At 50.9% G+C, this 25,056-nt stretch carries 22 protein-coding genes and 1 pseudogene; 17 read left to right on the top strand and 6 right to left on the bottom strand.

The annotated features are described in order from the left end of the window. Positions 1-95: 95 nt before the first annotated feature. Entirely contained in the window at positions 96-1,094 is a 999-nt protein-coding gene (gene dusA / locus FDX19_RS00425) for a tRNA dihydrouridine(20/20a) synthase DusA (protein WP_137381181.1), read from the top strand. 133 nt (positions 1,095-1,227) lie between these two features. Beyond that, positions 1,228-1,470 carry an envelope stress response protein PspG gene (gene pspG / locus FDX19_RS00420; RefSeq protein ID WP_048213926.1) on the top strand — a complete coding sequence of 81 codons (243 nt, stop codon included), beginning with the start codon at positions 1,228-1,230 and terminating at the stop codon, positions 1,468-1,470. A gap of 227 nt (positions 1,471-1,697) precedes the next feature. Here pspG and FDX19_RS00415 read toward each other — a convergent pair whose 3' ends face one another. Next, a complete protein-coding gene (locus tag FDX19_RS00415; RefSeq protein WP_137381180.1) occupies positions 1,698-2,681 on the bottom strand; it encodes a quinone oxidoreductase in 984 nt (327 codons plus the stop codon). 61 nt (positions 2,682-2,742) lie between these two features. Here FDX19_RS00415 and dnaB point away from each other — a divergent pair, with 61 nt between their 5' ends. The 5 genes from dnaB (at position 2,743) to FDX19_RS00390 (ending at position 8,128) form a co-directional block, all read left to right on the top strand. Continuing rightward, positions 2,743-4,158, top strand: a complete 1,416-nt coding sequence (gene dnaB, locus FDX19_RS00410) for a replicative DNA helicase (RefSeq protein ID WP_137381179.1) — start codon at positions 2,743-2,745, stop codon at positions 4,156-4,158. A 145-nt stretch (positions 4,159-4,303) separates the two neighbouring features. Next, positions 4,304-5,383: an alanine racemase gene (gene alr / locus FDX19_RS00405; protein ID WP_137381178.1), complete on the top strand. Its 1,080-nt coding sequence runs from the start codon at positions 4,304-4,306 to the stop codon at positions 5,381-5,383. Between the two features lie 136 nt (positions 5,384-5,519). Beyond that, positions 5,520-6,713, top strand: a complete 1,194-nt coding sequence (gene tyrB / locus FDX19_RS00400) for an aromatic amino acid transaminase (protein ID WP_137381177.1) — start codon at positions 5,520-5,522, stop codon at positions 6,711-6,713. 217 nt (positions 6,714-6,930) lie between these two features. Continuing rightward, positions 6,931-7,644, top strand: a complete 714-nt coding sequence (gene aphA, locus FDX19_RS00395) for an acid phosphatase AphA (protein WP_137381176.1) — start codon at positions 6,931-6,933, stop codon at positions 7,642-7,644. A gap of 127 nt (positions 7,645-7,771) precedes the next feature. Then, positions 7,772-8,128 carry an MmcQ/YjbR family DNA-binding protein gene (locus FDX19_RS00390; protein ID WP_137381175.1) on the top strand — a complete coding sequence of 119 codons (357 nt, stop codon included), beginning with the start codon at positions 7,772-7,774 and terminating at the stop codon, positions 8,126-8,128. Between the two features lie 84 nt (positions 8,129-8,212). On the opposite strand, the gene uvrA is transcribed toward FDX19_RS00390, so the two are convergent. Further along, on the bottom strand, positions 8,213-11,035 hold the full coding sequence (uvrA, locus tag FDX19_RS00385; RefSeq protein WP_137381174.1) for an excinuclease ABC subunit UvrA: 2,823 nt from the start codon (positions 11,033-11,035) through the stop codon (positions 8,213-8,215). A 251-nt stretch (positions 11,036-11,286) separates the two neighbouring features. Between uvrA and ssb1 the strand changes: the two genes are divergently transcribed. Continuing rightward, positions 11,287-11,811, top strand: coding sequence for a single-stranded DNA-binding protein SSB1 (gene ssb1, locus FDX19_RS00375; RefSeq protein WP_003826621.1), 525 nt, complete (start codon positions 11,287-11,289; stop codon positions 11,809-11,811). A gap of 66 nt (positions 11,812-11,877) precedes the next feature. Here ssb1 and FDX19_RS00370 read toward each other — a convergent pair whose 3' ends face one another. After that, positions 11,878-12,159 carry a YjcB family protein gene (locus tag FDX19_RS00370; protein ID WP_003826625.1) on the bottom strand — a complete coding sequence of 94 codons (282 nt, stop codon included), beginning with the start codon at positions 12,157-12,159 and terminating at the stop codon, positions 11,878-11,880. 551 nt (positions 12,160-12,710) lie between these two features. On the opposite strand from FDX19_RS00370, the gene FDX19_RS00365 reads away from it, so the two are divergent. Then, complete coding sequence (locus FDX19_RS00365; protein WP_137381173.1) at positions 12,711-14,297, top strand: EAL domain-containing protein; 1,587 nt, start codon at positions 12,711-12,713, stop codon at positions 14,295-14,297. A gap of 2 nt (positions 14,298-14,299) precedes the next feature. Here FDX19_RS00365 and soxS read toward each other — a convergent pair whose 3' ends face one another. Then, positions 14,300-14,623, bottom strand: coding sequence for a superoxide response transcriptional regulator SoxS (soxS, locus tag FDX19_RS00360; protein ID WP_005132611.1), 324 nt, complete (start codon positions 14,621-14,623; stop codon positions 14,300-14,302). A gap of 86 nt (positions 14,624-14,709) precedes the next feature. Between soxS and soxR the strand changes: the two genes are divergently transcribed. From soxR to FDX19_RS00345, 3 genes are all read left to right on the top strand, one after another. Then, on the top strand, positions 14,710-15,168 hold the full coding sequence (gene soxR, locus FDX19_RS00355) for a redox-sensitive transcriptional activator SoxR (RefSeq protein WP_003826630.1): 459 nt from the start codon (positions 14,710-14,712) through the stop codon (positions 15,166-15,168). Between the two features lie 599 nt (positions 15,169-15,767). Next, the gene (gene ghxP / locus FDX19_RS00350) at positions 15,768-17,117 is read left to right on the top strand and encodes a guanine/hypoxanthine transporter GhxP (RefSeq protein ID WP_137381172.1); all 1,350 of its coding nucleotides are present in this window, start codon (positions 15,768-15,770) and stop codon (positions 17,115-17,117) included. Between the two features lie 157 nt (positions 17,118-17,274). Continuing rightward, a complete protein-coding gene (locus FDX19_RS00345) occupies positions 17,275-18,921 on the top strand; it encodes a Na+/H+ antiporter (RefSeq protein ID WP_040229801.1) in 1,647 nt (548 codons plus the stop codon). Positions 18,922-19,010: 89 nt separating this feature from the next. Here the strand turns inward: FDX19_RS00345 and FDX19_RS00340 are convergent, their stop codons facing one another. Next, complete coding sequence (locus FDX19_RS00340; RefSeq protein ID WP_005132605.1) at positions 19,011-19,901, bottom strand: LysR family transcriptional regulator; 891 nt, start codon at positions 19,899-19,901, stop codon at positions 19,011-19,013. Positions 19,902-20,002: 101 nt separating this feature from the next. Here FDX19_RS00340 and FDX19_RS00335 point away from each other — a divergent pair, with 101 nt between their 5' ends. Continuing rightward, entirely contained in the window at positions 20,003-20,413 is a 411-nt protein-coding gene (locus FDX19_RS00335; RefSeq protein WP_137381171.1) for a CidA/LrgA family protein, read from the top strand. Beyond that, complete coding sequence (locus tag FDX19_RS00330) at positions 20,406-21,095, top strand: LrgB family protein (protein WP_137381170.1); 690 nt, start codon at positions 20,406-20,408, stop codon at positions 21,093-21,095. The genes FDX19_RS00335 and FDX19_RS00330 overlap by 8 nt, the downstream gene beginning before the upstream one ends. A gap of 63 nt (positions 21,096-21,158) precedes the next feature. Here the strand turns inward: FDX19_RS00330 and FDX19_RS25240 are convergent. After that, positions 21,159-21,343: pseudogene (locus FDX19_RS25240) on the bottom strand (gfo/Idh/MocA family oxidoreductase); the annotation flags it as partial. Between the two features lie 390 nt (positions 21,344-21,733). Here FDX19_RS25240 and FDX19_RS25235 point away from each other — a divergent pair. Genes FDX19_RS25235 through FDX19_RS00310 form a run of 3 tightly spaced genes read left to right on the top strand, consistent with a single transcriptional unit; the run spans position 21,734 to position 24,751 of the window. Next, positions 21,734-23,869: a hypothetical protein gene (locus FDX19_RS25235; RefSeq protein ID WP_212734692.1), complete on the top strand. Its 2,136-nt coding sequence runs from the start codon at positions 21,734-21,736 to the stop codon at positions 23,867-23,869. A gap of 5 nt (positions 23,870-23,874) precedes the next feature. Continuing rightward, a complete protein-coding gene (locus FDX19_RS00315) occupies positions 23,875-24,321 on the top strand; it encodes a CesT family type III secretion system chaperone (RefSeq protein ID WP_137381169.1) in 447 nt (148 codons plus the stop codon). A gap of 10 nt (positions 24,322-24,331) precedes the next feature. Then, positions 24,332-24,751 carry a type III secretion system chaperone gene (locus FDX19_RS00310; RefSeq protein ID WP_137381168.1) on the top strand — a complete coding sequence of 140 codons (420 nt, stop codon included), beginning with the start codon at positions 24,332-24,334 and terminating at the stop codon, positions 24,749-24,751. Positions 24,752-25,056 lie beyond the last annotated feature (305 nt).

Genomic DNA, 25,056 nt, shown 5'->3' with positions numbered 1-25,056 from the left:
GACGAAGGGCGCTATCCACGACGATGTGGCTCACTATCGCAACGGTCTATGCTATAGTAGCGCCCCTTTTTTAACCGGATGCTTGAATATTCGCCATGCTGCCTGAATCTCAGTCTACCGCTTTTCCCGCTCATCGTTTTTCTATCGCGCCGATGCTCGACTGGACGGACAGACACTGCCGCTACTTTTTGCGCCTGTTGTCCCGTCAGACGTTGCTCTATACGGAGATGGTGACCACCGGGGCAATTATTCATGGCAAAGGCGATTACCTGGCGTATAGCGAAGAAGAACATCCGGTTGCACTGCAGCTAGGTGGGAGCGATCCGGCCGCGCTGGCCCAGTGTGCAAAGTTGGCTGAAGCACGAGGTTATGACGAGATTAACCTCAACGTCGGCTGCCCTTCCGATCGCGTACAAAACGGGATGTTTGGCGCTTGCCTGATGGGGAATGCGCAACTGGTCGCCGATTGCGTGAAGGCGATGCGCGATGTGGTGTCGATTCCGGTGACGGTGAAAACGCGTATCGGCATTGATGACCAGGACAGCTACGAATTCCTGTGTGACTTCATCAATACGGTTTCCGGTAAAGGTGAGTGTGAGATGTTTATCATCCACGCCCGCAAGGCCTGGCTGTCCGGGTTAAGCCCGAAAGAAAACCGTGAGATCCCGCCGCTGGATTATGACCGTGTTTATCAGTTGAAGCGTGATTTCCCGCACCTGACGATGTCGATTAACGGTGGAATTAAATCACTGGAAGAAGCAAAAACGCATCTGCAATATATGGACGGCGTAATGGTGGGTCGGGAAGCCTATCAAAACCCGGGGATTCTGGCATCGGTCGACCGTGAAATTTTTGCTGCGACTACTCCGGATGCTGACCCTGTCGCCGTGGTGCGCGCCATGTATCCCTATATTGAGCGGGAGCTGAGTCAGGGGACGTATCTGGGGCATGTGACCCGCCATATGCTCGGGTTGTTCCAGGGAATTCCAGGCGCACGCCAGTGGCGTCGTTATCTGAGTGAAAATGCACATAAAGCCGGGGCCGATATTAACGTTCTGGAACATGCGCTGAAACTGGTCGCAGATAAGCGTTAATTTCTCACCAAAAGTTAGTCAATTTCACCACGCCCTGCGTTTCATCGTGGGGCGTTTTCGTTATAAATCAATGCATTAATTTTGGCATGTTTCTTGTAATGCAATGGAGAGAATTTCATTTCGGGAGAGCGTCATGCTGGAACTACTTTTTGTGATTGGCTTTTTTATCATGCTGATGGTCACTGGCATATCACTGTTGGGCATCCTCGCCGCGCTGATGGTGGCGACGGCAGTGATGTTCCTCGGTGGGATGTTTGCGTTGATGATTAAACTGCTTCCCTGGCTGCTGCTGGCCGTCGCCGTGGTGTGGGTGATTAAGGCGATAAAAGCGCCAAAAGTCCCACAGTATCAGCGCAATAACCGCCGCTTTTACTAAGGTATTGAGCGGTGCGTCACAACCTGCAACATTGCCTTTAGAACCAAATAGGAATTGATTATCAAATCTGTCACTATTGCGTGGTTAACGAATTCATCGAGCTGTACCCTACATACAGCCGAACTAAAAAAGAAAGGGCTTCCTGCGGGAAGCCCTAATTCTTTCTTTCCCCGTCATAATTCAAACCGCAGGTGTGTTGGCTGCTTGAATTATTTAAGAGGGAAGTCTCACGGGATCAGCAAACTCGATCCTTGCGTGACCCGGCTTTCCAGCACTTCATGAGCACGCTGCGCGTCGTGCAGTGCGAATGTCTGACCAGGCGCGACACCCACTTTAATCACCCCACTGGCAATCAATGAGAAAAGCTCATTGCTGGCTTCGGTTAATTCGTGGCGGTTGGTGATGTAACCCTGCAGAGAAGGGCGCGTGACATACAGCGAGCCTTTCTGATTCAGAATACCTAAGTTAACGCCAGTTACCGGCCCGGAGGCGTTGCCAAAGCTGACCATCAATCCCCGGCGTTGCAGGCAATCCAGTGAGGCTTCCCAGGTATCTTTCCCCACCGAGTCGTATACCACCCGCACTTTTTTACCGCCGGTTATCTCCTTAACCCGTTCGACGATACTTTCTTCACGGTAGTTAATCACCTGCCATGCACCGGCCTGCTGCGCTATTTGCGCCTTCTGCGCATTGCCGACAGTACCAATCAGCTTCGCTCCCAGCGCTTTTGCCCACTGGCAGGCAATCAGCCCAACGCCGCCCGCTGCAGCATGGAACAAGAAGGGCTCGTCGGGCTGGATTTCATAGGTTTTACGTAACAGATAAAAAACCGTTAACCCTTTCAGAAATGAGGCCGCTGCCTGCTCAAAAGAGATGGCATTAGGCAGAATGGCGGCTTTATCGGCTGGCACGTTGTGCACAGAACTGTACGCGCCAAGTGTTGACTGGGCATACACCACACGGTCGCCAACTTTAATGTGCGTCACTTTGCTGCCGACTTTGCTGACCACGCCTGCGGCTTCTGTGCCCAGACCACTGGGTAACGAGGGAGGCGGATAAAGTCCACTGCGGATGTAGGTATCGATGTAGTTGATGCCAATCGCTTTGTTCTCGACCTGGATTTCATGTTCCGCCGGGTCAACGGGCGTAAACTCCACAGCCTTCAGTACATCAGGGCCGCCGTGCTTGTGAAATTCAATACGTGTTGCCATGCTTCCTCCAGAAATGTGGTAATCTTTCGACCCAATCATTATCTCGGTAACTCCATTCACTATGGCAGGAAATAAACCCTTCAACAAACAACAGACTGATGCTCGTGAGCGCGATCTGCAGGTCGCCGGGCTGAAAGTACCGCCGCACTCGATTGAAGCGGAACAGTCGGTGTTGGGCGGTTTAATGCTGGATAACGAACGCTGGGACGATGTCGCCGAGCGCGTGGTGGCGGAGGATTTTTACACCCGCCCGCATCGGCATATTTTCACCGAAATGCATCGCCTGCAGGAGATGGGAAAACCTATCGACCTGATTACGCTGGCAGAGTCGCTGGAAGTTCAGGGACAACTGGACAGCGTCGGCGGTTTTGCATACCTGGCTGAGTTATCTAAAAACACGCCAAGTGCGGCGAATATTAGCGCCTATGCTGATATCGTCCGCGAACGCGCCGTTGTTCGTGACATGATTTCGGTGGCCCATGAAATTGCGGAGGCTGGTTTCGATCCGCAAGGGCGCTCCAGTGAAGACCTGCTGGATCTCGCGGAATCCCGCGTCTTTAAAATCGCCGAAAGCCGTGCCAATAAAGACGAAGGCCCGAAAAATATTACCGATGTGCTCGACGCCACCGTCGCGCGTATTGAACAGCTGTTCCAGCAGCCGCACGACGGCGTCACCGGGGTGAATACCGGCTATGACGACCTCAACAAAAAGACCGCGGGTCTACAGCCGTCGGACTTGATTATTGTCGCGGCACGTCCGTCAATGGGCAAAACGACATTTGCAATGAACCTCGTCGAAAATGCGGCGATGTTGCAGGATAAGCCGGTTCTTATCTTCAGTCTTGAAATGCCCTCAGAACAGATCATGATGCGTTCTTTGGCCTCGCTCTCACGCGTAGACCAGACCAAAATCCGTACCGGTCAACTGGATGATGAAGACTGGGCGCGAATTTCCGGAACAATGGGTATTTTGCTGGAGAAACGAAACATCTATATTGATGACTCCTCCGGTCTGACGCCAACGGAAGTGCGTTCGCGCGCGCGCCGTATCGCCCGTGAGCACGGCGGTATCGGACTGATCATGATCGACTACCTGCAGCTGATGCGTGTGCCGTCGCTTTCCGATAACCGTACGCTGGAAATTGCCGAAATTTCCCGCTCGCTGAAAGCGTTAGCGAAAGAACTGCATGTGCCGGTGGTGGCGCTGTCACAGCTTAACCGCTCTCTGGAACAACGTGCTGACAAGCGTCCGGTCAACTCAGATTTACGTGAATCAGGCTCCATCGAGCAGGATGCCGACTTAATCATGTTTATCTATCGTGATGAGGTTTATCACGAAAACAGCGATCTGAAAGGGATCGCAGAAATCATTATTGGTAAGCAACGTAACGGCCCAATCGGTACGGTACGTCTGACGTTTAACGGACAGTGGTCACGATTCGACAATTATGCGGGCCCACAATACGACGACGAATAAATCTCCGTCATCCTTCATGCTGCAGATGCGTTGACTACGCCTGTTCACCCTGGTCACTTAGTTTACTAAGCTCCCTGGGATTCTCAGGCTTGTCGCCTTTCTGCAACACGAATGATTTAGGCGATTCTTTTATTAAGGAATTAAAATGCAAGCGGCAACTGTTGTCATTAACCGCCGCGCTCTGCGACACAACCTGCAACGTCTGCGTGAACTGGCACCTGCCAGTAAACTGGTTGCGGTCGTGAAAGCGAACGCTTACGGCCATGGTCTGTTAGAGACCGCGCGAACGCTCCCGGATGCGGATGCTTTTGGTGTCGCTCGTCTTGAAGAAGCTCTGCGGCTACGCGCGGGTGGGATCACGCAACCTATCCTGCTGCTGGAAGGTTTTTTTGATGCTTCCGATTTGCCGACCATCTCCGCGCAGCGTCTGCATACTGCCGTACATAACCAGGAGCAGCTCGATGCTCTGGAAGCGGCCGATCTGGCTGAACCTGTCACTGTCTGGATGAAGCTCGACACGGGCATGCACCGCCTGGGTGTACGTCCGGAACAGGCTGAGGCGTTTTATCAGCGCTTAACGCAATGTGAAAACGTGCGCCAGCCGGTCAATATCGTTAGCCACTTTGCCCGTGCCGACGAACCTGAGTGTGGCGCGACCGAAAAGCAGCTCGATATTTTCAACAGTTTTTGTGAAGGCAAACCGGGGCAGCGTTCGATTGCCGCATCGGGTGGTATTCTGCTGTGGCCGCAGTCTCATTTCGACTGGGCGCGGCCGGGTCTGATTCTGTACGGTGTATCGCCGCTGGAAAATCACTCCATCGGCGAAGATTTTGGCTGCCAACCGGTGATGTCGCTGACCTCAAGCCTGATTGCCGTGCGCGAGCATAAAGCCGGTGAGCCAGTGGGTTATGGTGGCACATGGCAGAGCGAGCGCGACACGCGTCTTGGCGTGGTAGCGATGGGCTATGGCGATGGTTATCCGCGCGCAGCGCCTTCGGGGACGCCGGTACTGGTTAACGGCCGTGAAGTGCCGATTGTCGGTCGTGTTGCGATGGATATGATCTGCGTCGATTTAGGCCCCGAGGCGCAGGACAAAGCGGGTGATTCGGTGATTCTGTGGGGCGAGGGGCTGCCCGTTGAACGTATCGCTGAAATGACAAAAGTAAGTGCTTACGAACTTATCACGCGCCTGACCTCAAGGGTGGCGATGAAATATATCGATTAATTACCTGATATGCCGGATCAGGCGTGACCGCCGCCATCCGGCAATATTCTCACCGACTGCAACATCCTCTCGATCTTCTTCCGCTTCCGGTTTATTGTGTTCTTATCCCACTGCCTGTAAACCTGGAGAACCACACGTGTTTCAAAAAGTTGACGCCTACGCTGGCGACCCGATTTTATCGCTCATGGAGCGCTTTAAAGAGGATTCACGTAGCGACAAAGTGAACCTCAGCATTGGTCTGTATTACAACGAAGATGGGATTATTCCTCAGCTTAAAGCCGTTGCAGAAGCGGAAGCTCGTCTCAATGCGAAGCCGCATGGCGCTTCGCTGTATCTGCCGATGGAAGGCCTGAACACGTATCGCCATACCATTGCGCCGCTCCTGTTTGGGGCGCAGCATCCGGTACTTCAGCAACAGCGCGTGGCAACGATTCAGACGCTGGGGGGGTCTGGTGCGTTAAAAGTGGGAGCGGACTTCCTGAAACGTTACTTCCCTGATTCTGGCGTATGGGTCAGCGATCCGACGTGGGAAAACCATATCGCGATTTTTGAAGGGGCGGGATTCGAAGTAAGTACTTACCCATGGTATGACGACGCGACTAATGGCGTTCGTTTCAACGATCTGCTGGCAACATTGAGCACCTTACCGGCGCGTAGCATTGTGCTGCTGCATCCGTGCTGCCATAACCCGACGGGTGCGGATTTAACTCCCGCGCAGTGGGATGCGGTTATTGAGATCCTGAAAGCACGCGACCTGATCCCGTTCCTGGATATTGCTTACCAGGGTTTTGGTGGCGGAATGGAAGATGATGCGTACGCCATCCGCGCCATTGCCAGCGCCGGATTGCCTGCTCTGGTCAGCAACTCATTCTCGAAGATTTTCTCGTTGTATGGCGAACGTGTTGGCGGGCTTTCTGTGGTGTGTGAAGACGCAGATGCCGCCAGCCGCGTTCTGGGGCAGCTAAAAGCGACGGTTCGTCGTAACTACTCCAGCCCGCCAAACTTTGGTGCACAGGTTGTTGCCGCGGTACTGGGTGATGAAGAGCTGAAAGCCAGCTGGCTGGCGGAAGTTGAGGTCATGCGTACCCGTATTCTGGCGATGCGTCAGGAACTGGTCAATGTGCTGAACGCTGAGATTCCGGGCCGTAATTTCGACTACCTGCTGCAACAGCGTGGAATGTTCAGCTATACCGGGCTGAGTGCGGCTCAGGTTGACCGTCTGCGTGATGAGTTTGGTGTTTACCTGATTGCCAGCGGACGTATGTGCGTCGCCGGGTTGAACCACGCTAACGTTCAGCGTGTGGCGAAGGCATTTGCCGCAGTAATGTAATTAGGTGCCGGATGGCGGCGTAAATGCCTTATCCGGCCTACAAAGGCCTGATAAGCACAGCGCCATCCGGCACGTTTTCCTGTGTGATCGTCCTCTTTTTCTGTAACAAAACCAGAGAAAATCCTTCCTTTCCCTTCCCCCAGGGGGTAAGGTCAGATAGTTTTTTGACCAGTTGTTAAATAAAAAATCATAACTAACTGACTACTTAGGGAAAAATATGCGCAAGATTACGTTGGCACTGAGTGCCGTTTGTTTATTGTTCACGTTGAATCAGCCTGCCCAGGCACTCGTTTCTTCTCCCTCTCAGCTTAATCCAGGCACTAACGTTGCAAAACTTGCTGAGCAGGCCCCCATTCACTGGGTCTCTGTTGCACAAATTGAAAATAGTCTGACGGGCCGCCCGCCGATGGCCGTTGGCTTTGATATCGATGATACCGTTCTCTTTTCCAGTCCGGGCTTCTGGCGCGGTAAAAAAACGTACTCCCCGGACAGCGAGGATTACCTGAAAAATCCAGCCTTTTGGGAGAAAATGAACAACGGTTGGGATGAATTCAGCATTCCGAAAGAAGTGGCGCGCCAGCTGATTGATATGCACGTACGTCGTGGAGACAGCATCTTTTTCGTGACCGGACGCAGCCCGACGAAGACCGAAACGGTCTCTAAAACGCTGTCTGATAACTTCCACATCCCGTCTGCAAATATGAACCCGGTTATTTTTGCCGGTGACAAGCCTGGGCAGAACACCAAAACGCAGTGGTTGCAGGAAAAAAATATCCGCATGTTCTACGGCGACTCCGATAATGACATCACTGCCGCTCGCGATGTCGGTATCCGCGGGATTCGTATTCTGCGCGCCTCTAACTCTACCTATAAGCCGCTGCCACAGGCCGGAGGGTTTGGCGAAGAGGTGATCGTAAACTCAGAGTACTGAGGTCACCGAATGCGGGTTGATGATTTTTTAAACAAATTTACGTTACCGGCTTTTACCTTTTGCGGACTTGCTGCACACTGAATAGATGATGTTCTCATTAGGCGATTTGCTGGTAAGGGGAATAAAAATGACGAATTCGGAGTTGCTGCAATACTGCATGGCGAAAACAGGCGCGGAGCAGAGCGTGCACAGTGACTGGAAAGCCACACAAATCAAAGTCGAAGATGTGCTCTTTGCCATGGTAAAAGAGGTGGAAGAACGCCCGGCGGTCTCTCTGAAAACCAGCCCCGAACTGGCGGAGTTGTTACGTCAGCAGCATAGTGATGTCCGGCCAAGCCGGCATCTGAACAAAGCTCACTGGAGTACGGTGTATCTGGACGGCTCGTTGCCGGATTCGCAAATTTATTATCTGGTCGATGCTTCTTATCAGCAGGCGGTGAACACGCTGCCGGAAGGTAAACGCCGGATACTGGCGCAGCCCTGATCCGTTTCGCCAAATGCGGCACAAGCGTCTTATCAGGCCTACAAGCTTGATGCCTATACCGCAGGCCTGATAAGTGCAGCGCTATTACAGCAGCGGTTTGAGGAAGCGGGCCGTGTGTGAGGCTTCACATTCAGCAACCGTTTCTGGCGTGCCGGATACGAGAATTTCCCCGCCGCCGCTGCCGCCTTCCGGACCGAGGTCGACAATCCAGTCGGCTGTTTTAATCACGTCCAGATTGTGCTCAATCACCACGATGGTGTTGCCCTGATCCCGGAGCTGATGCAGCACATCAAGTAGTTGCTGAATATCGGCAAAATGTAGCCCGGTTGTGGGCTCATCAAGAATATACAGCGTCTGTCCGGTGCCGCGTTTTGACAGCTCGCGCGCCAGCTTCACGCGCTGGGCTTCACCGCCAGAAAGCGTGGTCGCAGACTGACCCAGTCGAATGTACGTCAAGCCAACGTCCATCAGCGTTTGCAGCTTACGCGCCAGCGCAGGAACCGCATCGAAGAACTCGCGCGCTTCTTCAATCGTCATATCCAGCACTTCGTGGATGGTCTTGCCCTTGTACTTAATCTCCAGCGTTTCACGGTTATAACGCTTCCCTTTACACTGGTCGCACGGCACGTAAATATCTGGCAGGAAGTGCATTTCGACTTTGATCACGCCGTCACCCTGGCAGGCCTCGCAGCGTCCGCCGCGGACGTTAAAGCTGAAACGACCTGGCGTGTAACCACGCGCACGGGATTCCGGTACGCCGGCAAACAGTTCGCGCACTGGCGTAAACACGCCAGTGTAGGTTGCCGGGTTGGAACGCGGTGTACGGCCAATCGGGCTTTGGTCAATGTCGATCACTTTGTCGAAATGTTCCAGCCCCTGGATATCCCGGTATGGCGCGGGCTCTGCCAGCGTGGCGCCGTTAAGCTGGGTTTGGGCAATCGGGAACAAGGTGTCGTTAATCAGCGTCGACTTCCCGGAACCGGACACGCCGGTAATACAGGTAAACAGACCCACCGGCAGCGTCAGGGTGACATCTTTCAGGTTGTTGCCGCGTGCGCCGGTTAGCTTCAGCACTTTTTCCGGGTCGGCTGCCACGCGTTGTTTTGGCACTTCAATCTTACGCTTACCGCTCATGTACTGGCCGGTTAACGATTCTGGTACGGCCATGATGTCTTCCAGCGTCCCTTCGGCCACAACCTGACCACCGTGAACGCCTGCACCTGGGCCAATGTCGATAACGTGGTCGGCGGCGCGAATGGCATCCTCATCGTGCTCAACCACAATTACAGTGTTACCCAGATTGCGCAGATGGATAAGCGTCCCGAGCAGGCGTTCGTTATCGCGCTGATGCAAACCGATTGACGGTTCATCCAGTACGTACATCACGCCGACCAGACCGGCGCCAATCTGGCTAGCCAGACGAATACGTTGTGCTTCGCCACCGGAGAGCGTTTCTGCTGAACGGGACAGCGTCAGATAGTTCAGGCCGACGTTGACCAGGAACTTAAGGCGGTCACCGATCTCTTTGAGGATTTTCTCAGCAATCTTCGCCCGTTGACCGGCAAGTTTCAGGTTGTTGAAGAAGTCCATTGCATGGCCGATGCTCATGTCGGAAATCGCAGGCAATGGCGTATTCTCGACAAACACGTGACGCGCTTCCCGGCGTAGACGGGTTCCGTCACAGCTGGCGCACGGTCTGTTGCTGATAAACTTGGCTAACTCTTCGCGGACTGCACTGGATTCCGTCTCTTTATAGCGGCGTTCCATATTGTGCAATACACCTTCAAACGGGTGGCGACGTACGGACGTATCGCCGCGATCGTTCATATATTTGAATTCGATATTCTCTTTGCCGGAACCGTAGAGCACCACTTTGTGAACCGCAGGATTCAGGCTGGCCCACGGGGCTTCTACATCGAATTGATAGTGCTCAGCCAGAGACTTAAGCATCTGGAAGTAATAGAAGTTACGGCGATCCCAGCCGCGAATCGCCCCGCCTGCCAGCGACAGTTCCGGGTTTTGGATCACGCGGTCCGGGTCGAAGTACTGCTGTACGCCAAGACCATCGCAGGTTGGACACGCGCCAGCCGGGTTGTTGAACGAGAACAACCGTGGCTCCAGCTCACGCATGCTATAGCCACAAATAGGGCAGGCGAAGTTGGCGGAGAACAGCAGCTCTTCTGCTTTCGGGTCATCCATATCAGCGACCACTGCCGTACCACCGGAAAGCTCCAGCGCGGTCTCAAACGATTCGGCCAGTCGCTGGGTGAGATCGTCACGTACCTTGAAGCGGTCAATCACCACTTCGATAGTGTGTTTCTTTTGCAGCTCAAGCTTAGGCGGATCGGAAAGGTCGCACACTTCACCATCAATACGTGCTCGGATATAGCCCTGGCCTGCCAGGTTTTCCAGCGTTTTGGTGTGCTCACCTTTACGTTCTTTAATGACCGGCGCCAGCAGCATCAGGCGCTTGCCCTCTGGCTGCGACAGGACGTTGTCTACCATCTGGCTGACCGTTTGCGCTGCCAGCGGCACGTCGTGATCCGGGCAGCGTGGCTCGCCAACGCGGGCATACAGCAGGCGCAGATAATCGTGAATTTCGGTAATGGTCCCAACCGTGGAGCGCGGGTTATGCGATGTCGATTTTTGCTCGATTGAGATGGCGGGAGAAAGCCCCTCAATGTGGTCGACGTCCGGTTTTTCCATCAGCGACAGAAACTGACGTGCGTACGCGGAAAGGGATTCAACGTAACGACGCTGCCCTTCGGCATATAAGGTGTCGAAAGCGAGCGAAGATTTGCCTGAGCCCGAAAGCCCGGTGACGACAATCAGCTTGTCGCGCGGGATGACGAGGTTGATGTTTTTGAGATTATGGGTGCGGGCGCCCCGAACTTCGATCTTATCCATTCATCTTTCCCGGATTAAACGCTTTTTTGCCTGGCTGCATGGTGCTACCGGCGATCACAAACGGTTAATTATGACACAACCTAACCTGAATGGATATACAGTATTGGAATGCAAAACACAGGCGCCTGTGCAACAATGTCTGGCTGAGGTTGTTTACTGGAATCAACTTCGCAACGTAGTAAAAGCGCTATTGGAAATGCTACAATCCCGCGCTTACACTTATTAAGAAACGTTTTTCAGGAGACACGATCATGGCCAGCAGAGGCGTAAACAAGGTGATTCTCGTCGGTAATCTGGGCCAGGACCCGGAAGTACGCTATATGCCGAATGGTGGCGCAGTTGCCAACATTACGCTGGCTACTTCCGAATCCTGGCGTGATAAAGCGACCGGCGAAATGAAAGAGCAGACTGAGTGGCACCGTGTTGTGCTGTTTGGCAAACTGGCGGAAGTGGCCAGCGAATATCTGCGTAAAGGTTCTCAGGTTTATATCGAAGGTCAGCTGCGTACCCGCAAATGGACCGATCAGTCCGGCGTAGAAAAGTACACCACAGAAGTTGTAGTTAACGTTGGCGGCACCATGCAAATGCTGGGTGGTCGTCAGGGTGGTGGTGCTCCGGCAGGTGGCGGTCAGCAGCAGGGCGGTTGGGGTCAGCCTCAGCAGCCGCAGGGTGGCAACCAGTTCAGCGGCGGCGCGCAGTCTCGCCCGCAACAATCCGCTCCGGCAGCACCGTCTAACGAGCCGCCGATGGATTTCGACGACGATATTCCGTTCTAATCCCACTGCGTTACGCTGAAAATAATGGCTACCTCAAGACTGGGGTAGCCATATGCAATTTTGTTATCAGTTCAACACCATTGGCCAGTCTGGCGGTGTGTGGCTCATCACGTCAACCATCACGGTTTCAATGTTCTTCCAGATAGCGGACATATCCACCAGGGTTATGCCGAGCAATCCAGTCGCAAACCAGCAGGCAAAAACCAGCCCCAAACCGCTGCTAATGACGGCCAGGCCAATATAATCTGATTTACGAAAACGGATATTGAGCGTACTGGCTAAAAACATCAGTACCGCGCTGAGTAGTTGCCACCGCAGAAGAACCACGCCAGTTGTTATTGTTGCCATGAAAAACGTCCTCAGAAAGTCTTGATGCCCAGGACAGCGCGGGGGTGTTCACCGAGGGTGTGATACTCTGGCTATCGACGGGCAATAACATGAATGAAACAATGTTTCTTTTACATTATTTCTGTGAACTATATCACAATTGCTCGTTTGTTCACCAGTATCTGACGTTATTTTTGCCGGCCTTTATCCATGGCAATTGTATGGTTATCTTGATTCATAAACGAATAATTAATTATGCGTTATGTAAGATGCATTCATGTTGCTTGTTTTCTTTATCCGAAATTAATCGTTAAAAAAGTTAATGTATTTTATACGTACCGTCAGTATAACGCGTGTAAAACATTACTCCTTCTTGATAATGATGTTGCAAAATAAGCGTAACTTTAAGTTTGCCTTACGGGAAAATAATATCATCATCCACTATTATCAGACTTTTACATAGAGACGTCTGTTGATAATGTTGATAGATTCATGCAACTTAACCAGCTGGTGTTTATAGCATCCTGCCTTGATGGGTACTGGCATATACGAAACAGGGAAATAGGGCTGACATGAATCTCAGTGCGCATAGCAAGATGCTGAAGCTCCTCGGCACGCTCACGGTGGTATTGCTCCCCGTGGTGCTGGCGCTATGGTTTGCTCATATCCGGGCGATGTCCGAAACCCGCACTCAACTCCGCTCTTTTGCTCAACTGGTGTTAAATAAAACGGAACTGGTGATCCAGCAAGCCGATTTAGCGCGTGATATGGCTCAGCTGTATCAGGGCAAGATGTGTACCCCTGCACATCAGAAAAGTATGCTGAATATTATTCGCGGGCGTTTATATATCAGCGAGCTAATTTATGCACAAGCTGATCATTTTTTGTGCTCCACGTCGATGGCGCCGTCAGTTCCCTATATTATGCCAACCGCTGACTATAAACGTACGCCGGACGTTTCGATCTATTACTATCGCGATACGCCTTTCTTCTCTGGCTACAACATGACGTATATGCAAAGAGGAAACTACGTCGCTGTCATTAACCCATTATCTTACAGCGAAGTCATGTCAGATGATCCTGGCCTATTGTGGGGCGTCTATGACACGATAACGGATACTTTCTTCTCTGCCAGCAATCAGGCGCATGTTAAGCAATTTCTGCCGCTGGTGCGCGGTAAAACCTCTACCTTCCAACTGGACGATCGGTTCTATACCATCGTTCGTTCTGAGAAGCGGCCAATCGCGATTATTGTTTCGACTACCCACGATCGCGTCCATCAAAATTTTTATCACGAAGCCGCACTCACGATCCCCTTTGGGGTGATCTGCAGCATTCTGATGCTGTTGATGTGGTGGCGCACGCGCCAGCAGTACCATTCCCCTCGTCGCTTGTTAAGACGTGCTCTGGAAAAACGCCAGCTACGCCTGCATTACCAGCCGATCATCGATATCAAGAATGGTCAATGTGTGGGGGCCGAGGCGCTGATGCGTTGGCCTGGTTGCAAAGGTGAGGTCATGAGCCCGACGGAATTTATTCCGCTGGCTGAAAAAGAAGGCATGATTGAAAGGATCACGGATTATGTGGTCGAAGAAGTGTTCAATGATTTAGGGTATTTTCTTTCTGCGCATCCCCAGATTTATATCTCAATTAACCTCTCAGCTTCTGATTTCCATTCATCCCGACTGATTGCCCTGCTCGCCGAGAAAGCGCGTGATTACTCAGTGGCTGCCCAGCAAATTAAAGTCGAAGTGACGGAGCGTGGATTTATTGATGTGCATAAAATGACTCCGGTAATCCAGGCATTCCGTCAGGCAGGTTATGAAGTGGCATTTGATGATTTTGGGACGGGATATTCCAATCTGCACAATCTGGCGGCGCTGAACGTGGATATCCTGAAGATTGATAAATCTTTTATTAGTACGCTGGCGACCAACAGTACCAGCCACCTGATTGCCGAACATATCATCGAGATGGCGCAAAGCTTACATCTGAAGACAATTGCTGAAGGGGTGGAAACGGCAGATCAAATTGAATGGCTGCTTGAACGCGGCGTTCAGTATTGTCAGGGATGGTATTTTGCGAAAGCGTTACCGCCGCAGGAGTTTATGCACTGGCTACAGCGCTCGCCCGCCATACTGACGCAGAGCGGGCAATAATCCTACAGGCGATGACGGTAGTCGCTGGGAGTACGATCAAACTCGCGGCGGAACACGCGTGAGAACGTTTGTTGCGACACATAACCGAGATCCATCGCGATATCGAAAATAGGTCGTTCGGTCGTCCGTAGTTCCACGGCGGCCAATAAAAGTCGGCGCTGGCGGATATAGTCACCCAACGTCTGACGCATCACCGTGCGGAACATCCTCTGTAAATACCACTTCGAGTAACCTGATTTTTTCGCCACCGCCTCAATGTTCAGCGGTTGATCGATATGTTCATCAATCCATTCAATAAGGGTCTGAATTATCTGCTGATGGGACATAGGGCTGCCTCTTTCTCAGTATTCGATTCGTCGTTTTGTCTGTGGGCGAGTATAATTCCTCAAGTTAACTTGAGGTAAAGCGATTTATGGAAAAGAAATTACCCCGGATAAAAGCGCTGCTCACGCCAGGTGAAGTCGCAAAACGTAGCGGTGTCGCGGTATCAACTCTGCACTTCTATGAAAGCAAAGGGCTAATCAGCAGCATGCGCAACAGCGGTAATCAGCGTCGATACAAACGTGATGTGTTGCGTTATGTCGCGATTATCAAGATTGCCCAGCGTATCGGTATACCGTTGGCGACGATTGGCGACGCGCTAGGGGTACTACCCGAAGGACATTCGCTCAGCGCCAAAGAGTGGAAACAGCTCTCGTCGCAATGGCGTGAAGAACTGGACCGGCGTATTCATACCCTGGTGGCGTTGCGTGATGAACTGGATGGATGCATTGGCTGCGGCTGTTTGTCGCGTAGTGATTGCCCGTTGCGTAACCCAGGCGACCAGCTTGGCGAGCAGGGAACCGGGGCGCGCCTGCTGGAAGATGATTGATGGGTTTGAAATATGTGACGGGTATAAAACTAAAGCGCCACAGAGGGCGCTTTAGTTTGGTTCCGGTCTTTGTCTTTCACTCTATCCCGCTGGTTCACGGGAGGGTTTCCCCCGACATCAACACCCCTCAGTCGAGCACATTAGGGGAGGTTCCGGCTTGTGTTGATAAGGTAAGTGTATGCCACCCCCGTCTATTTGCCAGTCAATTGATGGTTTTTTAGCCGAAAAATTTTCCGCATCTTCATCCATTTTTTTGCGCGAGTGAACGTAAAGGATTACCGCCGGGGTTGTAATAACTGCGCGAAATTTGTTGCCAGATTGCGCATTGACGATAACGTTTGCGCATCGACTGGCTATTTCTTGTGCGTTATAAGAAGAAATGAGTAAAAAGCGGCAAAGTTCAGTTGAAAACCGGTACATGATCGCTAGATAATCGTTTGCTTTTTTTTACCACCCGTTTTTTATGCGCGGAGCTAAACGTTTGCTTTTTTGCGACACCCCTACTGACGCAAACCTGGCACAGGGAGAAAACGTTAAGCAGGCAGTGGATTGTCCAGCACGCATAATGACGAAAAATAAACTCTCAGGGGATGTTTTCTATGTCTACGCCTTCAGCGCGTACCGGCGGTTCACTCGACGCCTGGTTTAAAATTTCGCACCGTGGCAGTACCGTTCGACAGGAAGTCGTTGCCGGATTAACGACGTTTCTGGCGATGGTCTACTCTGTTATCGTGGTTCCTGGCATGCTGGGTAAAGCCGGTTTCCCGCCAGCCGCTGTATTTGTGGCAACCTGCCTGGTAGCCGGTGTCGGCTCTATTGTGATGGGCCTGTGGGCAAACCTGCCGCTGGCGATTGGTTGCGCCATTTCGTTAACGGCGTTTACCGCATTCAGTCTGGTGCTGGGGCAGCATATTAGCGTGCCTGTTGCGCTGGGCGCGGTGTTCCTGATGGGTGTTCTGTTTACCATCATTTCCGCGACAGGTATTCGTAGCTGGATCCTGCGCAATCTGCCACAGGGCGTTGCGCATGGTACCGGTATTGGTATCGGCCTGTTCCTGCTGCTGATTGCGGCAAACGGTGTTGGTCTGGTCATTAAGAACCCGCTGGATGGCCTGCCGGTTGCGCTGGGTGACTTCGATACCTTCCCGGTCATTATGTCGTTGATTGGTCTGGCGGTGATTATTGGCCTCGAAAAACTGAAAGTACCGGGTGGCATCCTGTTGACCATTATTGGTATTTCCGTCGTTGGCCTGATTTTCGACCCCGCAGTGCATTTTTCCGGTATCTTCGCCATGCCTTCTCTGAGTGATGCTGAAGGTAACTCTCTGATTGGCAGCCTGGACATTATGGGGGCGCTGAACCCTGTCGTTCTGCCGAGCGTGCTGGCGCTGGTTATGACTGCGGTCTTTGATGCGACCGGAACCATCCGCGCGGTTGCGGGTCAGGCGAATCTGCTGGATAAAGACGGTCAGATTATCGATGGCGGCAAAGCGTTAACGACGGACTCCCTGAGCAGCGTGTTCTCTGGTCTGGTAGGGGCAGCTCCGGCGGCGGTTTACATTGAATCTGCAGCGGGTACCGCGGCAGGGGGGAAAACCGGTCTGACGGCGATCACCGTAGGTGTTCTGTTCCTGCTGATCCTGTTCCTTTCCCCGCTCTCATACCTTGTTCCTGCTTACGCAACGGCACCGGCCCTGATGTATGTTGGTCTGCTGATGCTGAGCAACGTGGCGAAAATCGATTTTACCGACTTCGTCGATGCGATGGCGGGCCTGATTACCGCCGTCTTTATCGTGCTGACCTGTAATATCGTTACCGGAATTATGATCGGTTTTGCCACTCTGGTTATTGGCCGTATTGTTTCCGGCGAATGGCGCAAACTGAATATCGGAACGGTGGTGATTGCTGTGGCGCTGGTTGCATTCTATGCAGGCGGTTGGGCTATTTAATCCCGATACGCTCTTGATCCTGAAAACGGGTGGCTTTTGCCGCCCGTTTTTATTTTCAGAACACACTCGTTGTCTTTTGCGTTACTCTCGAGTAGATAGAATTGAGGCACGACGCCTCTCATCACTAATCATAAGAAACATCGCAAACAGGGAACGCATGGAAATCTTTTTTACCATACTCATCATGACCCTTGTGGTCTCGCTGTCGGGGGTATTTACTCGCGTATTGCCCTTCCAACTCCCTTTACCCCTTATGCAGATCGCCATCGGCGCGTTGCTGGCGTGGCCGACATTTGGTTTGCATGTGGAATTTGACCCTGAACTGTTTTTGGTTCTGTTCATCCCGCCGTTGCTGTTTGCCGATGGCTGGAAGACGCCAACGCGGGAGTTTCTGGAGCACGGACGAGAGATCTTCGGTCTGGCACTGGCGCTCGTACTGGTTACGGTGGTCGGCATTGGTTTTATGATTTATTGGCTGGTCCCGGGGATTCCGCTGATCCCCGCTTTTGCGCTGGCTGCAGTGTTGTCGCCAACCGATGCCGTTGCCCTTTCTGGCATTGTCGGTGAGGGGCGTATACCGAAGAAAATCATGGGCATCCTGCAGGGCGAAGCGCTGATGAACGATGCGTCTGGCCTGGTATCGCTGAAATTTGCTGTGGCCGTGGCAATGGGAACGATGGTGTTTACCGTTGGTGGTGCGACGGTGGAGTTCTTTAAGGTAGCGATTGGCGGCATCCTGGCGGGTTTTGTCGTCAGCTGGTTGTATGGACGCTCTCTGCGCTTTCTTAGCCGCTGGGGCGGCGATGAGCCGGCAACGCAAATTGTTCTGCTGTTCCTGCTGCCGTTTGCTTCTTATCTGATTGCCGAACACATCGGTGTTTCCGGGATCCTCGCGGCGGTCGCGGCCGGGATGACGATAACCCGTTCAGGCGTAATGCGCCGTGCGCCATTGGCGATGCGCTTACGTGCTAACAGCACCTGGGCAATGCTGGAGTTCGTCTTTAACGGCATGGTCTTCCTGCTGTTAGGGCTGCAATTACCGGGAATTCTGGAGTCTTCGCTGGTGGCGGCAGAAGCCGATCCGAACGTTGAAACCTGGATGCTGTTTACCGATATCGTGCTGATTTACGTGGCGCTGATGTTGGTGCGTTTTGGCTGGCTGTGGACGATGAAAAAATTCAGTCTGCGCTTCCTGAAGAAAAAGCCGATGGAGTTTGGCTCCTGGACAACGCGTGAAATCCTGATCGCCTCCTTTGCGGGGGTTCGCGGGGCGATTACGCTTGCCGGTGTGCTCTCCATCCCGCTGCTGTTGCCGGATGGCAGCGGCTTCCCGGCGCGCTACGAGTTAGTATTCCTTGCCGCGGGCGTGATCCTGTTCTCGCTGTTTGTCGGTGTGGTGATGCTACCGATTCTGCTGCAACACCTGGAAGTGGCGGATCACTCGCAGCAACTGAAAGAAGAGCGGATAGCCCGCGCTGCGACGGCGGAAGTCGCGATTGTCGCTATCCAGAAAATGGAAGAGCGTCTGGCGGCGGACAGCGAAGAGAATATTGATAATCAACTGCTGACCGAAGTGAGTTCTCGTGTAATCGGTAACCTGCGCCGTCGCGTCGATGGACGTAACGATGTGGAAAGCTCATTACAGGAAGAGAACCTCGAGCGACGTTTCCGCCTGGCGGCATTGCGTTCAGAACGTGCAGAGCTTTATCACCTGCGCGCCACGCGCGAAATCAGCAATGAAACGCTGCAAAAACTGTTGCACGATCTGGACTTGCTGGAAGCACTGTTGATCGAAAATCAATAAACGGTTGTGCCTGATGCGCTACGCTTATCAGGCCTACAAAATCGGTAATAGTGAGGTAGGCCGGATAAGGCGTTAGCCGCATCCGGCACTTACGATTCTTGCGTTAACCAGAACCCTTCGCAGCATGTCAGCCACGCCTGAGCGCTGTGCGACAGATACACGCCTTCGCGCCAAATCATGCCCAGTTGCCAGCGTAAATCGCTCTCCAGCGGGATCCAGCGCAGCGTCTGTTTGTCCAGTCGTTGGCAAATCGGCTCCGGTAAAATGGCGATACCGACCCCGGCTTGCACCATGGCCGCCAGAAAATCCCACTGCCCGCTACGTACCGCGATGCGGGGTTTTACATCGTGCTGGTTAAACAGTTCCAGTAACTGACGGCTCAGGGCGAAATCTTCGTTGTAGATAAGCAGCGGGTGTTCCGCCAGCGCCTCGGGGGAAATGGATTCGCAGGTTGTCCACTGGCCCGAGCGCGGAACCAGCACGCAGAGCGGATGGCTGAAAAGCGGCAAGGTTGCCAGTCCGCTCTCTTCTTCGACCGGAAGAGCCGTCATTGCGACATCCAAATCACCGCTCATGACTGCCTGCTGGACGGTTAAGCCACCAAATTCCGATATTTTAAGCTCAACGCCGGGATAACGCTGGCGAAACAGGCTGATGGGACCTGCCATCAACATACCGACCATTGGCGGGATACCAAGGCGCAATAGCCCTTTGTTCAGATGGTTAATGTCGCTAAGTTCGGCTTCAAGCTGACGAAACTCGGCCAAAATCGCCAGACCGCGCTCAAAAACAACCTGTCCGGTATCGGTCAGCAACAGCCGTCGTCCGTCGCGGATTAACAGCGTGCAGTTCAGCTCGTCTTCAAGGTTCTTCAACATTTTGCTGATGGTGGGTTGGGTGACAAAAAGCTTCTCCGCTGCGCGGGTAAAGCTCTGCTGACGCACCACCTCAACAAAATATCGCAGCGTTCTGATATCCATGATTATTCCTTAAGACTATGCCTGCAATGAGTTTAATTCATTTCAGTCCTGGACGGGGGCTCTCTATACTGGCGCTCTCTATTTTTTAAGGACATACCCTCATGGCTGTGGCGATAAGCCGCGTGACGCCTGCTGTCATTCACCGACTCCAGATACCTGTCCAGGTACTGTTGTACGCAGGTTTATTTGTATTTGCTCAATATCTTGTCTCCTGGCTGCATTTACCGCTTCCCGCCAATCTGGTTGGGATGGTGCTGATGTTGGCGCTGATTGTCTGTCGGATTATCCCGCTGAGCTGGATACGCGCCGGTGCCCGCTGGTTACTGGCTGAAATGCTGCTGTTTTTTGTCCCGGCGGTGGTTGCCGTCGTCAACTATACGCAGCTGCTGTTGGTCGATGGCTGGCGTATTTTTGCCGTCATTGCGATAAGCACGCTGATGGTTCTCGGCGCAACCGCGTGGGTTGTGGATAAAGTGTATCGCTATGAAATGAGCAGGTTAACCCGTGAGTAACTTCCAGCTAAGCGTGCTGTGTCTGGTGATTACGCTGGGGATCTATTTTGCCAACAAGCGTCTGTATCGCCGTTTTCGCAAATTGCCGCTGATGCCGCTGGTTCTCACGCCAGCGTTACTGGTGCTGATGCTGGTCTTCGGACATATCTCCTGGCAGAACTATATTGGCGAATCACACTGGCTGCTGTGGCTATTAGGTCCCGCGACCATTGCTTTCGCTGTTCCGGTTTACGATAACCTCGCGGTGATTAAGCGTCACTGGATGTCGTTGACGGCGGGGGTAATCACGGCGACGCTGGTGGCTGTCACCAGTTCCGTGTGGCTTGCGCGTCTGTTTATGCTGCCTGATGAGATCCAACGTAGCCTGGCGGTACGTTCCGTCACCACGCCTTTTGCGCTGGCAGCGGCAGAACCCTTGGGCGGGCAGCCAGATCTGGTGGCGTTGTTTGTGGTGGTGACCGGTGTATTCGGCATGGCCGTCGGCGATGTGCTGTTTTTACGGCTTTCCATCCGCGAAGGTATGGCAAAAGGCGCAGGTTTTGGCGCAGCATCGCACGGTGCGGGCACGGCTCGCTCGTATGAGCTTGGTCAGCAGGAAGGCGTAGTGGCAAGTCTGGTGATGATGCTGTCTGGTGTGGTGATGGTTCTGGTTGCACCGCTGGTTGCGAGGGTGATGTTCTGACCAGCGGCTGTGTGCTATTTCAAGCGTGAAATCAGCACAAACTCTTTTAAAATTCACCGGCTGTTATTGCTGCATTGAAATATTCCCGGCGATACCGGTCAAAATCGATATGGCGCCGACGCGATGGCCGGCGGCGCGCGGCAACGGATCGGCCAGCATCGCCGTAACAGCCTTCGCTGTCCCGCTCTCCTGTAGGATTTCTCAACGATTATCATTTCCAGGCGGCTTTCGCTGCCGTTAAAGACTACGTCAAACCTTCCCATGGCATCCAGGTAGAGTGTGTTAAGCGGAGGATTTTCGGCCATATGCAGCGCAAGCGGATGCGCATAGCCGTGAGCACGTAGTGCCCGTCCGCTCTGGACGCTATTGCGCAGAAAAATGAATTGAGTAGTAAATTTGCACAATATCTTCTCTTGGGTGGGCGATGCATTAATTTGTCGCGCCAGGGTGACGGCGTAAGGAACGGCTCATTAATAATAAAAATTAATTTGTTAAGGAACCCTAATATTCATTCCTCACATTTACCATGTGCTAAATATAAAAATGAAGCACTTTTTGAAAGTTTCATCATCCTGTCTCGTGTAATCTCGGCTTATTTTAAACGTTTACGCAGGCACTCTATTTTATAAGGACATCCAATGGATTCACTAAAGTGCGTCATTCACAACGCCATCCAGCACATCCGTCATCCTGTTCATGCAGAGAAGCGGCATCTTGAGGCACGGACTGCTCCAGTCACACAACAGGGGGCGATTGTGGCGGATCCACATATATTACCCAATGCAGTCCAGCCGACAGTCACCAGTACAAAGCATACAACACACAGAGAAAATGGTTCTCAATCCGTTGATTTTAATCTACATGGAAGGAATGTTAAATTACCTGTAAAGTCCAAAGTAAATAATGATGATATTATTTTAATGTGTAAAAAAGGTGAGGAGGTATATAGAAAACTGATAACTGATAGTGATGTAGAATCGACTGAGGATAATGTTGCTAACTTAATGTGGTATTTACAGGCGCGGGCATCTGATAAAGTGTCAGTTTCTGCAGGGATGGTAGAAAGTGGTCCGCAAAGTTTCAAAGTGGGTGCTTTCAGTATTGAAGATAAAAACCATAACATAGAAAGTTTTTTGCGTGAAGTTGGTAGTTATTCAAGAAAGTCAAGACATCTTAAAGAATTTAAAAATGCCGGAAAAGAGTATGATTCACAGGGCTTAGATGTTGACCAAAAAGATATATTCTTACCAAATGGTCGTAAGACAGTGCTGTTTGCCAGGATGCCGGAAAAAAGTGATGCTATGCCCAATGGTATTCCCGGTAAAAATATGTTGTTTATTAAAATGGAAGGGCATGGTTGCCCTCGGATAAGCGATAAAATTAGGCATGGAATAACGTTCATTCCTACATTATTGGAGCAGAAGTTTGGCAGGGTAAAAAGCGATGGTGGTGTCGATAATAGGGAGAGGATTCCTCCTGAATTAAAGGAAAAATATATCGGTATTTGTGCTTCATATAAAGAATTATCGGCTGATGAATTACTTTCTCCCGCAACGCTCTCCACTACGGGCGGCATTAAAAATATGATCGAAGATTTAACCAAGATGGAGAGTGACGTTAACACACAGCTAAGGTCAGAGAGCGACGATAGTCGCAGAGACGATTTAGAAAAGTTTCTATCTGCCGTATCTGAGATGCAAGAGAAATTACAACTACGCGATAATAGTCGTCTGAGGATTGGCAATGAAATAATCATTACAAATGACGAGCCAATCTATTTTTTTCCAAAAGACGCATTAAATGATAATTTAGAACTTCAGGATTTTTTTCGCAATTATGTAAAAGGTTCAATGAATCCCAAGTTATCAGATGATATGAAGAATGTTCAGTATTGTCTGAATAACAGTGCTGTAGTTGGCGACTTTATGAGATTGCTAAAAATAAAGAGCACACAAGATTCAATTTCAATCGAAGAATTAGATGAATCTACTAAGAAGTTGCTCAGCAGAGGCGTCACTGGTTCCGAAATTTATAATTCTCTATTATCCACCGTTGGCCTTGAACGACTCATAGAGTCAGCAACAGTGGGGGGGGAGAGGATTCCTCAAGGTGTTACAGCAAAATTACAGGCGTTATTAGCCGTAGAGAACCACAACGACATACCTTTAGAGACAAAGGTAGCAGAAAGAAAAAGGATTCTGGATGGTGAGAACGGTGTTAAAAATGGCTATTTACAAAACCAAGTCATCATCGAAGAAATTACAAAATTCATATCAAAATCTATAACCTCTGTATATCCTGATATTGAACAGCATACTGAGCACCTATCTAAACTATCTATGGCCATTGCTTCTTCATGTGATCAGACATCTATACACCCTCTAACAGACATTGGGCTTATGATATCTGGGAATCGGGATTTTCTTAAGGGTGAAACGAGTGAAATCGATTTTGATAAAATAAAAGAACATATCAATGTGGGCGTTTCAGACAGAACGGAATATGCGTTCACTGTTGTGCCGCACTCCTGTTCCAATTTGGAAACTGTCGTTGACCTTGTGGGTTCATGCCCTTATTTTACTGGCAAGATCTTTTCGAACAACGGCATGGATATGCCACCTACCGGTCAGCGCATTGATAATAACTATGTTTCATTTACGTTATTAATGAGATTTAACATGGATAATGCCACGGGATCAATCACTGCGTTTGTTTATGATGCTGTGTATGAATTCCACGATGATTTTAAATTCAGCGCATGTTATTCAAGGTGAATTAAATGAAATATATAAACAACACTAATATGTTACTGGAAGGCCTTAGCCAATATACTGGCGGAAAAGTTTTTACTCTGGATAAAAATGGATGTTCTTTTGTATTGTTATCGGAGATGTTATTTTCATTCATCCTCAGTGATGAGGATGAAAATTGCCAGCGTGAGGTGATATGTATCGCACATATTGCTCCTCTGCCCGAGAATAATGACGAAGTGTCCTGTGATTTACTCATTCAACTACTAAAGGATAATCATGCCTGGTCCAATACGGCAGGAGGTATCTTCGGATTTGATGATAAAACCGGGTTTATCTGTTTGAGCCTGCGTCTGGACCCTTTACAACAAACGCCAGAGCTCTTTGCTCAAAAGATTGCTTGCCTCTATCAAGTCGCGCTTGTATGCAAGTCCAGACTGGTCGTACAAAGCGGCACTACAATCACTGACTATTAAAGGAAATGCCATGAATTCGAGTACTAACACAGTTCTTTTACTTGAATGCCTGTTTCGGGCATATGGTTTTCCCGAATTTATCGAATCTGAAACGGGTCAGTATACTCTCGAAATTGATGATATTACATTCTATTTTTTTGATGAGAAAGATAGCTCCGAGATTTATATTCAGGCAGATGTAGCGGAATATACATCTACAGAAAATGTTGCCACCCTGATTGCATTACTGAAGATAAACCACCTTTGGGATGCGACCAACGGAGGTATTATCGGCCTGTCTTCTGAGAATAATGTTTTTTCCTATACATATAAAATTAATCTTCCTCTTGGTGAGAGTGATGATTATGATGAGTATTTGATTGATCTTCTTCCTGAAATCATTCGCTGTATTCAGTATGCAAGGAATAAATTAATCCCGGTGCTTTTATAATCAATCGCATAAAATACTAGGGCTCACCAGTTCAATGTAGACCTGGTGGAGACGTCTTTTTAAGGTGCGTTATTGCACGCCCTCCAGGGAGTACCATAACTGACTGATACAATTATTAATAAGGTTATATCAATGAATGATATTAATGCCCTCGCTAAAAGTCGTATGGATACGCTAGTAACTGCCGCCCTGAACCCTAACGATAAATCGTTATATAATGAGGCGACAAGATTGCTAGTTTAGGTGAATATTTGAAGTGTATTTTCTCGTTTGGATTTAAGGACCCCGGCCAAAGTGGCCGGGGA

The organism is Citrobacter sp. wls619, from assembly GCF_005281345.1.
Classification (GTDB): Bacteria; Pseudomonadota; Gammaproteobacteria; order Enterobacterales; family Enterobacteriaceae; genus Citrobacter.
The sequence above is the reverse complement of the archived record's forward strand: the minus strand, read 5'-3'. Positions and strand labels throughout refer to the sequence as shown.

Excerpts from the sequence above, each read along its gene's own strand:
- pspG (WP_048213926.1), top strand. The coding sequence starts at position 1,228 with ATGCTGGAACTACTTTTTGTGATTGGCTTTTTTATCATGCTGATGGTC.
- soxR (WP_003826630.1), top strand. The coding sequence starts at position 14,710 with ATGGAAAAGAAATTACCCCGGATAAAAGCGCTGCTCACGCCAGGTGAA.
- FDX19_RS00415 (WP_137381180.1), bottom strand. The coding sequence starts at position 2,681 with ATGGCAACACGTATTGAATTTCACAAGCACGGCGGCCCTGATGTACTG.
- dnaB (WP_137381179.1), top strand. The coding sequence starts at position 2,743 with ATGGCAGGAAATAAACCCTTCAACAAACAACAGACTGATGCTCGTGAG.
- alr (WP_137381178.1), top strand. The coding sequence starts at position 4,304 with ATGCAAGCGGCAACTGTTGTCATTAACCGCCGCGCTCTGCGACACAAC.
- aphA (WP_137381176.1), top strand. The coding sequence starts at position 6,931 with ATGCGCAAGATTACGTTGGCACTGAGTGCCGTTTGTTTATTGTTCACG.
- FDX19_RS00370 (WP_003826625.1), bottom strand. The coding sequence starts at position 12,159 with ATGGCAACAATAACAACTGGCGTGGTTCTTCTGCGGTGGCAACTACTC.
- uvrA (WP_137381174.1), bottom strand. The coding sequence starts at position 11,035 with ATGGATAAGATCGAAGTTCGGGGCGCCCGCACCCATAATCTCAAAAAC.
- dusA (WP_137381181.1), top strand. The coding sequence starts at position 96 with ATGCTGCCTGAATCTCAGTCTACCGCTTTTCCCGCTCATCGTTTTTCT.
- soxS (WP_005132611.1), bottom strand. The coding sequence starts at position 14,623 with ATGTCCCATCAGCAGATAATTCAGACCCTTATTGAATGGATTGATGAA.
- FDX19_RS25235 (WP_212734692.1), top strand. The coding sequence starts at position 21,734 with ATGGATTCACTAAAGTGCGTCATTCACAACGCCATCCAGCACATCCGT.
- ghxP (WP_137381172.1), top strand. The coding sequence starts at position 15,768 with ATGTCTACGCCTTCAGCGCGTACCGGCGGTTCACTCGACGCCTGGTTT.
- FDX19_RS00310 (WP_137381168.1), top strand. The coding sequence starts at position 24,332 with ATGAATTCGAGTACTAACACAGTTCTTTTACTTGAATGCCTGTTTCGG.
- FDX19_RS00365 (WP_137381173.1), top strand. The coding sequence starts at position 12,711 with ATGAATCTCAGTGCGCATAGCAAGATGCTGAAGCTCCTCGGCACGCTC.
- FDX19_RS00390 (WP_137381175.1), top strand. The coding sequence starts at position 7,772 with ATGACGAATTCGGAGTTGCTGCAATACTGCATGGCGAAAACAGGCGCG.
- ssb1 (WP_003826621.1), top strand. The coding sequence starts at position 11,287 with ATGGCCAGCAGAGGCGTAAACAAGGTGATTCTCGTCGGTAATCTGGGC.
- FDX19_RS00335 (WP_137381171.1), top strand. The coding sequence starts at position 20,003 with ATGGCTGTGGCGATAAGCCGCGTGACGCCTGCTGTCATTCACCGACTC.
- FDX19_RS00315 (WP_137381169.1), top strand. The coding sequence starts at position 23,875 with ATGAAATATATAAACAACACTAATATGTTACTGGAAGGCCTTAGCCAA.
- FDX19_RS00345 (WP_040229801.1), top strand. The coding sequence starts at position 17,275 with ATGGAAATCTTTTTTACCATACTCATCATGACCCTTGTGGTCTCGCTG.
- FDX19_RS00340 (WP_005132605.1), bottom strand. The coding sequence starts at position 19,901 with ATGGATATCAGAACGCTGCGATATTTTGTTGAGGTGGTGCGTCAGCAG.